Genomic DNA, 13,113 nt, shown 5'->3' on the forward strand with positions numbered 1-13,113 from the left:
CGCGTCCGTTCGTTCGCGTTACCGATTTCCAGAGGAGCTTCCATGCCCACGCCCGCCAAGGGTTATGCCGCCCAGTCGGCCGAGACCCCGCTCGCGCCCTTTTCCTTCGAGCGTCGCGATCCCCAAGGTGACGATGTCGCGATCGACATCCTCTATTGCGGCGTCTGCCATTCCGACCTGCACACCGCGCGCGGTGAGTGGGCGGGCACCCAATATCCGTGCGTGCCGGGGCATGAGATCGTCGGCCGCGTGACCGCCGTGGGCGGCGACGTCACCAAGTACCAGGTCGGCGATCTGGTCGGCGTCGGCTGCATGGTCGACAGCTGCGGCCACTGCCCCTCCTGCCATGACGGCGAGGAGCAATATTGCGAAGGGACCGGCTTTGTCGGCACCTATAACGGCCCCGATCCCGTGCTGGGTGGCCATACCTTTGGCGGCTATTCCGACCATATCGTGGTCAAGGAAGGCTTCGTCCTGAAGATCAACCATGACGAAGCCGATCTGGCCGCCGTCGCGCCTTTGCTCTGCGCGGGCATCACCACCTATTCTCCCTTACGTCACTGGAAGGTCGGACCGGGCCAGAAGGTCGGCATCGTCGGTCTGGGCGGCCTGGGCCATATGGGCGTGAAGATCGCCGCCGCGATGGGGGCCGAGGTCTATGTCTTCTCGACCTCGCCGGGCAAGGCCGAGGATGCCAAGCGGCTGGGCGCCAAGGGCCTGATCGTGTCGAAGGACGAGGCGCAGATGGCTGAGCACGCCAACAGCTTCGACTTCATCCTGAACACCGTCGCCGCGCCGCATAATCTCGACGCCTTCCTGATGCTGCTGAAGCGCGACGGCACGATGACGCTGGTCGGCGTGCCCGACTCGCCGCATCCCTCGCCCTCGGTCGGCGCGCTCGTCTTCCGCCGCCGTTCGCTGGCGGGCTCGCTGATCGGCGGCATCGCCGAGACGCAGGAGATGCTGGACTTCTGCCACCAGCATGGTCTGACCGCCGACATCGAGATGATCGCGATGGACGAGGTCAACACCGCCTATGACCGGATGCAGAAGAGCGATGTGAAGTATCGCTTCGTCATCGATATGGCGACGTTGAAGCGAGGCTGACCTGCATGAGTCCCACGCCCCTCCCGCAAGCGGGAGGGGGTGCGCGTGTGGCGGGTTGGGTGCTTCAACATCGCCCACTTCGATTGCCCCCCTCCTCGCCAAGCCCTATATGCAGGGCTCCCATGTCCAGCATTCCCTCATCCGTCTTCGTTCCCGCCGACTGGCGCGACTTTCTGGCGCTCACCAAGCCGCGGGTGATGACGTTGGTGGTGTTCACCGGCCTGTGCGGGATGCTGGCCGCGCCCGTGGGGGTCGATCCGGTGATCGGCTTCACCGCGATCCTGTGCATCGCGCTGGGCGCGGGTGCGGCGGGGGCGCTGAACCAGTGGTATGAGGCAGACCTGGACGCGCTGATGCGCCGCACCGCCAAGCGGCCGCTGCCCGCCGGGCGCATGACCCGCGAATCGGCGCTGCATTTCGGGGTTGGCCTCGCCTGTTTCTCGGTCATTCTGATGGGCCTGGCGGTCAATTATGTCGCGGCCGCTATCCTGACCGTCTCCATCCTGTTCTACGTGCTGGTCTATACCGTCTGGCTGAAGCGTCGGACGCCGCAGAATATCGTCATCGGCGGGGCGGCGGGCGCGTTTCCGCCGCTGATCGGCTGGGCGGCGGCGACCGGCGAGATCGCACTCCTGCCCTTTCTGCTGTTCAGCCTGGTCTTCCTATGGACGCCGCCGCATTTCTGGGCGCTCGCGCTGTTCGTGAAGACCGATTACGCCAATGCGGGCGTGCCGATGCTGCCCGTGGTCGCGGGCGAGCGGGTGACCCGTGCACAGATCGGGCTCTACACCATCCCGATGGCGATCACCGCCGTCGCGCCCTGGCCGCTGGGGCTGACGGGGGCGATCTATGGCGTGATCGCGACCGCCGGGACTGCGCTGTTCGCCGCCTATGCCGCGATCGTCGCCTTTCGCCACACGCAGGCAGACGACGCGATGAAGCCGGAAAAACGGCTCTTCAAATATTCGATTCTCTATCTTTTCCTTCTCTTTGGCGCGCTGGTGGTGGATCGTTGGGCATGATGCCTGACGACTCGAATCGGATTCGCGCCAAGCAGCGCGCCCGCGCCACCGTGATGGCGCTGCTGCTCGGCTTTCTGGTGGTGCTGATCTTCTTCATCACCCTGTCGAAGATTCGGGCGGGCATGCACTGATGCGGCTGACGCGCCAGGGTAGGACGGTCGCCCTCGCGCTGTTCGGCGTGGTGTTCATGACCGGCCTCGCCTTTGCCAGCGTGCCGCTCTACCGCATGTTCTGCCAGGTGACGGGCTATCAGGGCACGACCCAGCGGGGCGCGCGCGCACCCGGCAGCATCCACCGCCAGATCACGGTCAATTTCGACGCCAATGTTTCCTCGCGGCTCGCCTGGACGTTCAAGCCCGAAAATCCGCACGAAACCGTCGATATCGGCGCGCGCGACATGGTGTTCTTCACCGCCACCAACAAGGCGAAGGTTCCGGTGACGGGCACCGCGACCTTCAACGTCACCCCCGATCAGGCGGGCCGCTATTTCACCAAAATCCAGTGCTTCTGCTTCACCCAGCAGACGCTGCAACCCGGTGAGACGGCGCGGATGCCGGTGATCTTCTTCATCGATCCGAAGATTCTGAACGACCCCGACGCGCGCGACATCGAGACCATCACCCTGTCCTACACATTTTACCCGGTGGATTTGGGCAAGAAAGCGGGTTAGCCTGTCCCCAAAATAGCAAAAATATAGGGACGGGATCATGGCTGGCGCGAAGAACCACGACTATCATATCCTGCCGCCGAGCCCCTGGCCGCTGGCCAGTTCGATGTCGGCGTTGCTGATGGCCTCGGGCGCGATCATGTGGATGCACAGCGCGCCCGGCGGCGGCTGGGCGTTCCTGGCGGGCCTAGCGGCGGTGCTGTTCTGCATGGGCAGCTGGTGGGCGGACGTGGTGCGCGAGGCGCATCATGGCGACCATACCCCGGTCGTGCAGCTGCATTTCCGCTACGGCATGATCCTGTTCATCGCGTCCGAAGTGATGTTCTTCGTCGGCTGGTTCTGGGCCTTTTTCGATTTCTCGCTGTTCCCGACCGCGATGAGCATCGTCGACGGCCAGGTCGAACGCGCGGCCGAGGGCGCGACCGCCATCGTCGCGCAATGGCCGCCCAAGGGGCTGGAGGTCATCAATGCCTTCAAGCTGCCCTTGCTCAACACGCTGATCCTGCTGACCAGCGGCACCACTGTCACCTGGGCGCACCATGCGCTGATCCACAACCAGCGCGGCGGTGAGAAGCGCGGGCTATGGGGCGCGCTGGGTGTTGGCGACCGCGACGGGGTACTCAAGGGCCTGTGGCTGACCGTCGTGCTGGGCGTGATCTTCAGTGCGATCCAGGCCTATGAATATATCCACGCGCCCTTCCCCTTTAAGGGGCTGAACTACGGCGCGGCCTTCTTCATGGCGACCGGCTTCCACGGGTTCCACGTCATCGTCGGCACCATCTTCCTGATCGTCTGCCTGATCCGTGCCTATCGCGGCGACTTCACGCCCCGCCAGCATTTCGGGTTCGAGGCCGCCGCCTGGTATTGGCATTTCGTCGATGTGGTATGGCTGTTCCTGTTCGTCACCATCTATGTCTGGGGTGGCTGGGGCGCACCGGTTCATCTTGGCTGAGTTCACGCCTCCGCCCCCAAAGCCGCCCACCATCGCGCAGGCCGCGTTCCAGGGGCTGTGTCCGCGTTGCGGCCAGCCACATTTATTTGCCGGGCCACTTTTCTCGACGCAGGTCGTGACCTTTGCTGACCGATGTGCCGCGTGCGGGCTGGACTTCACGCGGTTCAACGTCGGCGATGGCCCCGCGGCGTTCCTGACCCTGATCCTGGGCACGATCATCACCATCGCGGCGATCACGGTCGAACTGACGCTGCATCCCCCGCTCTGGCTGCAAATGGCGATCTGGCTGCCGCTGACCGCTATCGGCGTGGTCTATGCCCTGCGCATCGCCAAGGGGGCGCTGATGGCCGCCGAATATCGCAACGAAGCGCGCGAAGGCGCGGTGGTGCGACCTGACGCGGACGACGACGCATGAGGGACGCATGAGGCGCGTGCCGATCCTCCCCACGCTGATCGTCGGCCTGGCGGTCGCCGCGATGATCGTGCTGGGGCTGTGGCAGTTGCTCGATCGACGGCCGCAAAAACAGGCCTATCTGGCCCAGCTCGCCGCCAATCCGACGCGACCGGTCATCGCCTTTCCGCTGTTTCCCGACGAACGCCTGCTCTTCCGCCGCGCGGTGGCCGAATGCCGGCCGCCGGTGACGATCCGTCGCGCGGGCGCGGGCGCGGCGGGGTTCCGCCTGATCGCGACCTGCTCGGTGCCGCAGGGGACGCTGCAGATTCAACTCGGCACCACCCATGATCCGCGCAAGGAAATCTCTTGGCCCGGCGGGCGGGTCAGCGGCTATGTCGCCCATGCCCCCGACAGCCGCTCGCTGATCCAGTCGGCCTTCGACCATCGCCCGCAAGCCATGCTGCTGGTCGCCGACACCCCCGCGTCCGGGCTGGAACCCAACCCCAGCCCCGATCTCGATGCGGTTCCCAACAACCACCTGGCCTATGCCGTGCAATGGTTCCTGTTTGCCGCTATCGCCGCAATTATCTATGTTTTGGCGGTCATTCGGCGCAATCGAATGGTTGTGGTCGACCACACACACCGTTAAGCCGCAGCGCATCATGCGCTATCTCAGTACCCGTGGCTCCGCCCCCGTCCTCGATTTCCGGGGCGCGACCCTGGCCGGTCTCGCCAGCGACGGCGGTCTTTATGTGCCCGAGCAATGGCCGACCCTGACCCCTGAGCAGATCGAAGGGCTGGCGGGCCTGTCCTATGCGCAGACCGCCGCGACGATCATGGCGCCGTTCGTCGGGGACAGCCTGTCGCCGGAGGAACTTCAGGAGTTGTGCGACGCCGCCTATGGCCGTTTCTCGCACGCCGCCGTCACGCCGCTGGTCCAGCTCGACCATGACCAGTGGCTGCTGGAGCTGTTCCACGGTCCGACGCTGGCGTTCAAGGATGTCGCGCTCCAGATGCTCGGGCTGTTGTTCGAGCGGTTCCTACGCGGCACCGACACGCGCCTGACCATCGTCGGCGCGACCAGCGGCGACACCGGATCGGCCGCGATCGACGCGGTGGCGGGGCGTGCCAATATCGACATCTTCATGCTTCATCCGGCTGGCCGCGTGACCGAAATCCAGCGCCGCCAGATGACGACGGTGCTCGCCCCCAACGTCCATAATATCGCGATCGAGGGGAATTTCGACGACGCCCAGGCGCTGGTGAAGGCGATGTTCAACGACCGCGCCTTTGCCGATCGCCATACCCTGTCAGCGGTCAACTCGATCAACTGGGCGCGGTTGATGGCGCAGGTCGTCTATTATTTCTACGCCGCCGTCCGGCTGGGCGCGCCGGGCAAGGCCATCGCTTTCTCGGTGCCGACGGGCAATTTCGGCGACGTGTTCGCCGGATACGTCGCGGCGCGCATGGGTCTGCCCGTCGAGCGGCTGATCGTCGCGACCAACGTCAACGACATCCTCCACCGCGCGCTGTCCTCGGGCGATTATTCCAAGGGGCAGGTACAGGCGACCGCCACGCCGTCGATGGATATCCAGGTCAGTTCGAATTTCGAGCGTCTCTTGTTCGACGCCAATGGTCGCGACGGCGGTGCGCTGGCCGCGCAGATGAAGGGTTTCGAGGCGACGGGCGCGATGCGGCTGACCAATGCGCAGAGCCAGGCGATCGTCCCGCTCTTCACCAGCGCGCGGATCGATGCCGACGACATGAGCCGCGCGATGCGCTGGGCCAATGAGCAGGCGGGCCAGGTGCTCGACCCGCACACCGCCATCGCGCTGTCCGCCGCCCGCGCGGCCCGGATGCGCGCGCCGGTGGTGACGCTCGCCACCGCGCACCCGGCCAAGTTCACCGATGCGGTCGAACGCGCAACCGGCGTCCGCCCCCCGCTGCCGCGCCGGGTCGGCGACCTGTTCGAACGCGAGGAGCGGTTCACCACCCTGCCCGCCACCTTCGATGCGGTGACGGCCTTTATCGACGGGCATGGTTTGCGCTAACGCGGGCGCATGAAACTCGAAACGATGATCGGCGAGCCCTGGGCGGATTATGGGCTGGTCGATTCCGGCCATGGTCGCAAGCTGGAACGCTATGGCCGGTTCCGCTTCATCCGCCCCGAACCGCAGGCGATGTGGGCCCCCGCGACCACCGACTGGCGCGCGGCGGCCGAGTTCGTGCCCGGTTCGGACGAGGATGGCGGCGGGCGCTGGAATTTCAACGAGCCGGTCCCGCGTGAGGGCTGGCCGCTGAAGTGGGACGCGGTACGCTTCACCGCGCAGAACACGCCCTTCCGCCATCTCGGCTTCTTCCCCGACATGGCGCCCGTGTGGAGCTGGATGCGCGAGCAGGTCGACGGTTTGGCCGAGCCCGAGTGCATGAACCTGTTCGGCTATACCGGTGTCGGCACGCTGGCGATGGCGAGCGCGGGCGCCAAGATGGTCCATGTCGACGCCTCGAAGAAATCGGTCGAGGCGGCGCGCGGCAATGCGATGCTGTCGGGGCTGGGCGATGCGCCGGTGCGCTGGATCATCGACGACGCCGCCAAGTTCGTCGCGCGCGAGGTGCGGCGTGGGCGGCGCTATGACGGCATTCTCCTCGACCCGCCGAAGTACGGACGCGGGCCGGAGGGCGAGGTGTGGCGGCTGGAAGAGGATTTGCCCGGCCTGATTGCGAACTGCCGCCAGTTGCTCGACGCCGACTCGCGCTTCCTGTTCCTGACCGTCTATGCGGTGCGCATGTCGGCGATGGCGATCGGCGAGATGATGCGCCAGGTGATGGCCGACCTGCCCGGCAAGGTCGAATGCGGCGAACTCGGCGTGCGCGAGGAAGCGCGCGGCCTGACCCTGCCCACCGCGATCTGGGCGCGGTGGAGCCGCTAAGCGGACCGCCTCAGCCCTCGACCTCGATCAGCGCGACGTCATAGGTCGCGACCGCCCCGTCCGCCTCGAACCGCCTTGCGATCCGCCGCATCGCGCCGGGCGGCACCGGGCGGTGGCCGTCGCGCGGGGTGCCGGCCCCGATCGCACGGAGCGCGCGCATGAAGTCGGCCGCCGAGTCGTGGCGCTGCTCGAACCGGCGCAGGGTCAGGCGCAGCCCAGGCCATGCCATCGCCGCCAGTGCGTCAGCGGACGGATAGCCTGGACTGCCCGCCGCGAACCCCTCCGCCCGGTGGGCATCGTGCCAGGCGGCGAAGGTGCCCTCGACCAGCGTCGTCACCATCATCCGTCCACCGGGCGCGAGCACCGCCGCCAATCGCCGCAATCCGCCCTCCAGATCGGCGAACCACTGCACCGCCAGGCTGCTGACGATCAGGTCGAACGGTGCTTCATCCGGCAGGTCGGGCGACTCGCCATCCATCACCCGCCCCCGCGCGCCCGGTTGGCCCGCCAGTCCCCGCGCCAGCATCGCGGGCGCGATGTCGGTCATCAGCCAGTCGGGCCGGATCAGGCGGGGCCGGGTCGCCTGGGTCAGGAAACCGGTGCCGCATCCGACCTCCAGCACACGCGGGGCGGGCGGCGCAGCGGCGACGATCGCCCCGGCCAGCCAGTCGGCGACCTGACGCTGGACTACGGCATGGCGGTCATAGGCCGCCGCCGCGTCAAAGGCCCGCGCGATCCGCGCCGCCGTCCTGGTTCCAGCCCCCGACATGACGCGTCAGTCGCGCACCGATCGGACCGCCGCCGCCGCGATCCAGGGCGCCCCCGCCACCAGCATCAGCGACACCGCCGCAAGCAGCTTGAGCGCCCCCATATCGCCGCCGCCTGCGCCGAAGATCAGCAGCGGCAAGGCCAGCGGCAAGAGCAGCAGTCCCGCCAAGCCGCCCGCCCCGCGCAATCCCGCGGTCAGCGCGCCCGTTGCCACCGCCAGCGCCGCAAGCCCCGGCGTGCCGAGCAACAGCCCTGCCTCGACCCGCACCACGGCTGTCGCCTCCAGCCCGAACAATCCGCCTGCGACCAATGCCGCCGCCATCAACGGCGGCGCAAAGGCCAGCCAATGCGCGACGATCCGGAGCGCCATGACCAGCGGCAGCGACAGGCCATGCACGCGAATCTGGTCGAACCAGCCCGATTCGCAATCGGGCGCGACCAGCCGCTCGACCGGCAACAGCGCCGCCAGCAGCGCCGCGACCCAGATCCCCCCCGCGCCGACCCGTGCCAGGACGGCTCGGTCCGGCCCGATGGCAAAGGGGAACAACACCACCGCGAGCAGGAAGAAGCCGCAGACCAGCCCCGCCCCGCCCCCGGCATAGCCACGCCGCACGTCGCGCGCGATCAGGGCGATCGCGGCGCTCATGCCGGGACCGACGCGGCCAGCGGCACGATGACGGCCTCCGGCACGGCAAGCGGCTGATGCGTGGTCAGCAGCACCGCCCCGCCCGACGCCCGGTGGCGCGCGATCGCCCGCTCCAGCATCGCGATGCCATCGGTGTCGAGCCCGTTGCCCGGCTCGTCGAGCAACCAGAGCGGCGCCCGTGCCGCCAAGACCCGCGCCAGCGCGGCGCGGCGGCGCTGCCCGGTCGACAACAACCGCAACGGCACCTGATCCAGGGCCGCCAGGCCGACCGCATCCAGCGACGCCGCCACCCGCTCGCCCGCTGCCCCCTGCCCGTCCAGCCGTGCCCAGAACGACAGCGCGTCGCCCAGCCGCCGTTCGGCGTCGAGCGCGATATCCTCGGTCATCAGGGCCATGCGCCCGATGCGGCCGACCTGCCCCTCGAACGGCGCGATCAACCCGGCGGCGAGGCGGAGCAGGCTCGACTTGCCGATGCCGTTGGGGCCGGTGACGATCGCCGCCCCGCCCTCGGCCAGGGTCAGCGATAATTGCGCGAACAACAGCCGCCCGCCGCGCACACAGGCGACCTGGGACAGGGTGAGGATCACGTCGCGGCGACGTCCACCGCGTCTTCCAGCGCATGCATATCGTCGTCGGACAGGCCGAAATGATGGCCGATCTCATGGATCGTCACATGCACGATCAGATCGTCGAGCCGCACCCCCGTCTCGATCCATTCGTCCAGGATCGCACGGCGATAGAGATGGATGCGGTCGGGCAGGGCCCCGGAGTCCATCGCGCTTTTCTCGCCCACCGGCCGTCCGTGATAGAGGCCCGTCAGGTCGAGCGGATGCTCGATCCCTAGCGCAGCCAGTGTTTCGTCATCGGCATAATCCTCGACGATCAGGACGACATCGCCCAGATGGATGCGAAATTCGGACGGCAGGCGCGCGATGGCATCCCGTGCGATCCGCTCGATCGCATCGGCTCCCGGCGCTTCACCCATGGCTGCTTCACCGATCGCGTCTTGCCCGCTCATGGCCGCCGTCTTACCGCTGTGCCGGTCAAAAGAACAAGAGAAGCAAGGGGACGCAGATGGTGGAGCGGCTGAGCGAGCTGGACCGGGACGAGGCGCTGGACGGTCTGATCGAATGGGACTGGGACGAGGGGCGCGATGCGATCAGCCGCCGGTTCGTCTTCGCCGACTTCAACGAGGCGTTCGGCTTCATGACCCGCGTCGCGATGCTGGCGGAAAAGGCTGACCATCACCCCGAATGGTCCAATGTGTGGAACCGGGTCGATATCGTGCTGACCACCCATGATGCGGGCGGCCTGTCGGCGCGCGATATCGACATGGCCGAGGCGATCGACGCGCTGGTGGGGTGAGCCGAACCAATCCTCCCCATCTTTGATGGGGAGGGGGACCGCCCGGCAACAGCCGGGTGGTGGAGGGGCAAGGTCGTGCGGCCCGCCGAATGACCGATCGTCGGAGACTGGCAAAGCGCCGGGCCATGCCCCTCCACCATCGCTTTGCGATGGTCCCCCTCCCCAAGCATGGCTTGGGGAGGATTGGGTTTCACCCCACCGTCTGTTCGATCGCGCCGAAGATCGGATGGTGGCGGTCGTCCTCCATCCAGATGCGGACGGTATCGCCCTTCTTCAGGAACGGCGTCGCGGCCGCGCCGCCGCGGATCGTCTCGATCATCCGCACCTCGGCGATGCAGCTATACCCGACGCCGCCCTCGGCCACCGGCCGTCCCGGTCCGCCGTCCGAGTCGCGGTTGGACACGGTGCCCGACCCGATGATCGTCCCCGCCCCCAAAGCGCGGGTCTTGGCGGCATGGGCGACCAACGTCCCGAAGTCGAAGGTCATGTCCTGTCCGGCATCGGCGCGGCCAAAGGGCTGGCCGTTCAGGTCGACCTTCAACACCCGGTGCAGCTTGCCGTCCTGCCACCAGTCGCCCAGCGATTCGGGGGTGACGAACACCGGCGAGAAGGCGGAGGCGGGCTTGGACTGGAAAAAGCCGAACCCCTTGGCCAGCTCGCCCGGAATAAGGCCGCGCAGCGACACGTCGTTGGTCAGCCCGACCAGCCGGATCGCCGCCAGCGCCTCTTCGCGACTCGCGCCCATCGGCACATCGCCGGTGACGACGACGACCTCGCCCTCCAGGTCGCAGCCCCAGCTTTCATCGGCCAGCGGAATGGCGTCGCGCGGCCCCAGGAACCCGTCCGAGCCGCCCTGATACATCAGCGGATCATGCCAGAAGCTCTCGGGCAGTTCCGCCCCGCGCGCCTGCCGGACGAGTGCGACGTGATTCACATAGGCCGAGCCGTCCGCCCATTGATAGGCGCGCGGCAGGGGCGAGGCCGCGTCATGCTCATGGAAGCGCGCGCGCGGGATCGCTTCGTGATCCAGATCGGTCGCCAGATTGGCCAGCGCGGGCGCGTGCCGCTCCCAATCGTCGAGCGCGGCCTGCAGCGTCGGCGCGATATGCCCCGCATCCGCATACCAGGCGAGGTCGCTCGACACGACGACCAGCTTGCCGTCGCGACCCTGTTTCAGACTGGCGAGTTTCATGCAGGACTCCTCTTCGCAATGTGGTATCAGATGTAACCATCTGCTCGCGATTGTCACGCATCGCACACGCGATCCTGCCCGAAACTTGACTTTCCGCAAGCGGCAGCGCACATGCCCGCCCGTCGAGGCGTCCACCTGCAGCGTGAACGGACCATCTGGTCCCGGCTCCGCCCCGACCCTGTCTTCAGGCTTCCCTTGTCACGCGGGGTGTCATCAACCCCGGCCCGCGCTTGCGGCCTGTCGTGACTCGCGCGCCATGTCAGAAAGTTATCCCATGTCCTTTTCCGAACTCGGCCTTGCCGAGCCGCTCGTCCGTGCGCTCGAAGCCAAGGGCTATTCCGAACCCACCCCGATCCAGCGCGATTCGATCCCGACGCTGCTGGAAGGCCGCGACCTGCTGGGTATCGCCCAGACCGGCACCGGCAAGACCGCCGCGTTCGTGCTGCCGTCGATCCAGCGCCTGGTCGAGGCGAACAAGCGCGTCCTGCCGACCCATTGCCGGATGCTGGTGCTTGCCCCCACGCGCGAACTGGCCAGCCAGATCGCCGAGAATGCGAAGGGCTATGCCAAGTTCTCCAAGCTGGCGGTGGCGACCGTCTTCGGCGGCACCAGCCTGAACAAGAACCGGCAGGACCTGTCGCGCGGCGTCGACATCCTCGTCGCGACGCCCGGCCGTCTGATCGACCTGGTCGAACAGGGCTTCCTGAACCTGTCGATGATCGAGATCCTGGTGCTCGACGAAGCCGACCAGATGCTCGACCTGGGCTTCATCCACGCGCTGCGCCGCATCGTGAAGATGATCCCGCGCAAGCGTCAGACCCTGTTCTTCTCGGCCACCATGCCCGCCGCGATCCGCGACCTGGCCGACAAGTTCCTCGACAATCCCGCGACCGTCTCGGTCACGCCGGTTTCCACGACCGCCGAGCGTGTCGAGCAGTCGGTGACCTTCGTCACGCAACAGGAAAAGCAGGCGCTGCTGACCATCCTGCTCGCCGATCCCGCGATCGAGCTGGCGCTGGTCTTCACCCGCACCAAGCATGGCGCCGACCGCGTCGTGAAGCTGCTGGCGGGCAACGGCATCGCCGCCAACGCCATCCACGGCAACAAGAGCCAGGGCCAGCGCGAGCGGGCGCTGGGTGAGTTCCGCTCAGGCCAGACCCGCGTGCTGGTGGCGACCGACATCGCCGCGCGCGGCATCGACATTCCGGGCGTCAGCCACGTCTTCAACTTCGAGCTGCCCAACGTCGCCGAGCAATATGTCCACCGCATCGGCCGCACCGCGCGGGCGGGCCGCTCGGGCCTGGCCATCGCCTTCTGCGCTGAGGATGAGCGTCCGTATCTGAAGGATATCGAGAAGCTGACCCGGCAGAAGATCAATGTCGTTCCGCTGCCCGCCGACTTCGTGAAGCGCGCCGAGACGATCAAGTCGCAGCGGGTCAAGGCGATCGGCGCCGATCCCGCCCCCCGCGTCGACCGTCCGCGCGATCCGGCGCGTCCGCGTGCCACCCATCACCCGCGCGCGACCGACAGCCGCGCGCCCCAAGGTCGCCAGCCGCGCCGTCGTGGCGGCGGCGGCGGTGCCGGTGGTCCGGGCGGCGGTGGTCGCGGCCGTGGCGGCCAGGGTCGCCCCGGTGGCGGCGGCGGTGCCGGTCGCGGCGCACAGGGCTGATAGCCGCGCCGACAGGATATGTGGCCGCCCGCTTGCGAAAGCGACGGGCGGCCTTTCCATGTCTGAACCCCAAGCCCATCCTGATGCGTTGAACGCGTAACGATTTCCACGCTTCAGGAGAGGTTGCCATGGATATTGCCCATACTCCCGCCGCCGAACGCATCGCCCGCGTGCTGTGCGGCCAGCGGTTGAGCGCCAATGCCGGGGGCGACTCGGAGTCGGCCGCCAAGCTGGTCGATGCGCATTGGCGCGAGCATATGGCCGATGCGCTGGCTGTCCTGCGGACACTGCGCGAACCCGATCAGGCCATGGCCGATGCGGGCGATCCCGCGATTTGGGAAAAGATGATCCTGGTCGCGGTCGAAGCGGCCAAGCCGCCCAAGGTCACGCTATAGCCCTTA

The 13,113-nt window shown here is 67.5% G+C and carries 17 protein-coding genes; 12 read left to right on the forward strand and 5 right to left on the reverse strand.

Annotated elements, in window-relative coordinates; genetic code table 11:
• Positions 1-42: 42 nt before the first annotated feature.
• The 9 genes from U1H82_RS10200 to U1H82_RS10240 all read left to right on the forward strand — a co-directional run bounded on the left by U1H82_RS10200 (position 43) and on the right by U1H82_RS10240 (position 7,072).
• The gene (locus U1H82_RS10200) at positions 43-1,107 is read left to right on the forward strand and encodes an NAD(P)-dependent alcohol dehydrogenase (protein WP_322964822.1); all 1,065 of its coding nucleotides are present in this window, start codon (positions 43-45) and stop codon (positions 1,105-1,107) included.
• A gap of 122 nt (positions 1,108-1,229) precedes the next feature.
• Positions 1,230-2,129, forward strand: a complete 900-nt coding sequence (locus U1H82_RS10205) for a heme o synthase (RefSeq protein ID WP_322964823.1) — start codon at positions 1,230-1,232, stop codon at positions 2,127-2,129.
• A complete protein-coding gene (locus U1H82_RS10210) occupies positions 2,126-2,260 on the forward strand; it encodes a cytochrome c oxidase system small membrane protein (protein ID WP_322964824.1) in 135 nt (44 codons plus the stop codon). The genes U1H82_RS10205 and U1H82_RS10210 overlap by 4 nt, the downstream gene beginning before the upstream one ends.
• The gene (locus U1H82_RS10215; protein WP_322964825.1) at positions 2,260-2,799 is read left to right on the forward strand and encodes a cytochrome c oxidase assembly protein; all 540 of its coding nucleotides are present in this window, start codon (positions 2,260-2,262) and stop codon (positions 2,797-2,799) included. The genes U1H82_RS10210 and U1H82_RS10215 overlap by 1 nt, the downstream gene beginning before the upstream one ends.
• A gap of 37 nt (positions 2,800-2,836) precedes the next feature.
• The gene (locus tag U1H82_RS10220; protein ID WP_322964826.1) at positions 2,837-3,748 is read left to right on the forward strand and encodes a cytochrome c oxidase subunit 3; all 912 of its coding nucleotides are present in this window, start codon (positions 2,837-2,839) and stop codon (positions 3,746-3,748) included.
• Entirely contained in the window at positions 3,708-4,163 is a 456-nt protein-coding gene (locus U1H82_RS10225; protein WP_322964827.1) for a DUF983 domain-containing protein, read from the forward strand. The genes U1H82_RS10220 and U1H82_RS10225 overlap by 41 nt, the downstream gene beginning before the upstream one ends.
• Positions 4,164-4,170: 7 nt before the next feature.
• Positions 4,171-4,791 (forward strand): SURF1 family cytochrome oxidase biogenesis protein, encoded by a 621-nt coding sequence (locus U1H82_RS10230; RefSeq protein ID WP_322964828.1) that lies wholly within the window; start codon positions 4,171-4,173, stop codon positions 4,789-4,791.
• 13 nt (positions 4,792-4,804) lie between these two features.
• Positions 4,805-6,193: a threonine synthase gene (thrC, locus tag U1H82_RS10235; protein WP_322964829.1), complete on the forward strand. Its 1,389-nt coding sequence runs from the start codon at positions 4,805-4,807 to the stop codon at positions 6,191-6,193.
• 9 nt (positions 6,194-6,202) lie between these two features.
• Positions 6,203-7,072: a class I SAM-dependent methyltransferase gene (locus tag U1H82_RS10240; RefSeq protein ID WP_322964830.1), complete on the forward strand. Its 870-nt coding sequence runs from the start codon at positions 6,203-6,205 to the stop codon at positions 7,070-7,072.
• 10 nt (positions 7,073-7,082) lie between these two features.
• Here the strand turns inward: U1H82_RS10240 and U1H82_RS10245 are convergent, their stop codons facing one another.
• Genes U1H82_RS10245 through U1H82_RS10260 form a run of 4 tightly spaced genes read right to left on the reverse strand, consistent with a single transcriptional unit; the run spans position 7,083 to position 9,504 of the window.
• Positions 7,083-7,841, reverse strand: a complete 759-nt coding sequence (locus U1H82_RS10245; protein WP_322964831.1) for a methyltransferase — start codon at positions 7,839-7,841, stop codon at positions 7,083-7,085.
• A 6-nt stretch (positions 7,842-7,847) separates the two neighbouring features.
• Positions 7,848-8,486: a heme exporter protein CcmB gene (locus U1H82_RS10250; protein WP_322964832.1), complete on the reverse strand. Its 639-nt coding sequence runs from the start codon at positions 8,484-8,486 to the stop codon at positions 7,848-7,850.
• Positions 8,483-9,073 carry a heme ABC exporter ATP-binding protein CcmA gene (ccmA, locus tag U1H82_RS10255; RefSeq protein WP_322964833.1) on the reverse strand — a complete coding sequence of 197 codons (591 nt, stop codon included), beginning with the start codon at positions 9,071-9,073 and terminating at the stop codon, positions 8,483-8,485. The genes U1H82_RS10250 and ccmA overlap by 4 nt, the downstream gene beginning before the upstream one ends.
• Positions 9,070-9,504 (reverse strand): metallopeptidase family protein, encoded by a 435-nt coding sequence (locus U1H82_RS10260; RefSeq protein WP_322964834.1) that lies wholly within the window; start codon positions 9,502-9,504, stop codon positions 9,070-9,072. Before U1H82_RS10260 ends, ccmA begins: the two co-directional genes overlap by 4 nt.
• Between U1H82_RS10260 and U1H82_RS10265 the strand changes: the two genes are divergently transcribed.
• Positions 9,429-9,851: a 4a-hydroxytetrahydrobiopterin dehydratase gene (locus U1H82_RS10265; RefSeq protein WP_322964835.1), complete on the forward strand. Its 423-nt coding sequence runs from the start codon at positions 9,429-9,431 to the stop codon at positions 9,849-9,851. The genes U1H82_RS10260 and U1H82_RS10265 overlap by 76 nt on opposite strands.
• Before the next feature lie 190 nt (positions 9,852-10,041).
• Here the strand turns inward: U1H82_RS10265 and U1H82_RS10270 are convergent, their stop codons facing one another.
• Positions 10,042-11,043: a fumarylacetoacetate hydrolase family protein gene (locus U1H82_RS10270; RefSeq protein ID WP_322964836.1), complete on the reverse strand. Its 1,002-nt coding sequence runs from the start codon at positions 11,041-11,043 to the stop codon at positions 10,042-10,044.
• Between the two features lie 274 nt (positions 11,044-11,317).
• On the opposite strand from U1H82_RS10270, the gene U1H82_RS10275 reads away from it, so the two are divergent.
• Both U1H82_RS10275 and U1H82_RS10280 read left to right on the forward strand, forming a co-directional pair.
• Positions 11,318-12,712, forward strand: a complete 1,395-nt coding sequence (locus U1H82_RS10275; RefSeq protein WP_322964837.1) for a DEAD/DEAH box helicase — start codon at positions 11,318-11,320, stop codon at positions 12,710-12,712.
• Positions 12,713-12,840: 128 nt separating this feature from the next.
• On the forward strand, positions 12,841-13,107 hold the full coding sequence (locus U1H82_RS10280) for a hypothetical protein (protein WP_322964838.1): 267 nt from the start codon (positions 12,841-12,843) through the stop codon (positions 13,105-13,107).
• Positions 13,108-13,113 lie beyond the last annotated feature (6 nt).

It is taken from the genome of Sphingomonas fuzhouensis, assembly GCF_034659795.1.
Lineage (GTDB): Bacteria > Pseudomonadota > Alphaproteobacteria > Sphingomonadales > Sphingomonadaceae > Sphingomonas > Sphingomonas fuzhouensis.

Bases quoted from the DNA above. Each gene is read 5' to 3' on its own strand.
- U1H82_RS10200 (WP_322964822.1), top strand. From the start codon at position 43: ATGCCCACGCCCGCCAAGGGTTATGCCGCCCAGTCGGCCGAGACCCCG.
- U1H82_RS10205 (WP_322964823.1), top strand. From the start codon at position 1,230: ATGTCCAGCATTCCCTCATCCGTCTTCGTTCCCGCCGACTGGCGCGAC.
- U1H82_RS10210 (WP_322964824.1), top strand. From the start codon at position 2,126: ATGATGCCTGACGACTCGAATCGGATTCGCGCCAAGCAGCGCGCCCGC.
- U1H82_RS10215 (WP_322964825.1), top strand. From the start codon at position 2,260: ATGCGGCTGACGCGCCAGGGTAGGACGGTCGCCCTCGCGCTGTTCGGC.
- U1H82_RS10220 (WP_322964826.1), top strand. From the start codon at position 2,837: ATGGCTGGCGCGAAGAACCACGACTATCATATCCTGCCGCCGAGCCCC.
- U1H82_RS10225 (WP_322964827.1), top strand. From the start codon at position 3,708: ATGTCTGGGGTGGCTGGGGCGCACCGGTTCATCTTGGCTGAGTTCACG.
- U1H82_RS10230 (WP_322964828.1), top strand. From the start codon at position 4,171: ATGAGGCGCGTGCCGATCCTCCCCACGCTGATCGTCGGCCTGGCGGTC.
- thrC (WP_322964829.1), top strand. From the start codon at position 4,805: ATGCGCTATCTCAGTACCCGTGGCTCCGCCCCCGTCCTCGATTTCCGG.
- U1H82_RS10240 (WP_322964830.1), top strand. From the start codon at position 6,203: ATGAAACTCGAAACGATGATCGGCGAGCCCTGGGCGGATTATGGGCTG.
- U1H82_RS10245 (WP_322964831.1), bottom strand. From the start codon at position 7,841: ATGTCGGGGGCTGGAACCAGGACGGCGGCGCGGATCGCGCGGGCCTTT.
- U1H82_RS10250 (WP_322964832.1), bottom strand. From the start codon at position 8,486: ATGAGCGCCGCGATCGCCCTGATCGCGCGCGACGTGCGGCGTGGCTAT.
- U1H82_RS10260 (WP_322964834.1), bottom strand. From the start codon at position 9,504: ATGAGCGGGCAAGACGCGATCGGTGAAGCAGCCATGGGTGAAGCGCCG.
- U1H82_RS10270 (WP_322964836.1), bottom strand. From the start codon at position 11,043: ATGAAACTCGCCAGTCTGAAACAGGGTCGCGACGGCAAGCTGGTCGTC.
- U1H82_RS10275 (WP_322964837.1), top strand. From the start codon at position 11,318: ATGTCCTTTTCCGAACTCGGCCTTGCCGAGCCGCTCGTCCGTGCGCTC.
- U1H82_RS10280 (WP_322964838.1), top strand. From the start codon at position 12,841: ATGGATATTGCCCATACTCCCGCCGCCGAACGCATCGCCCGCGTGCTG.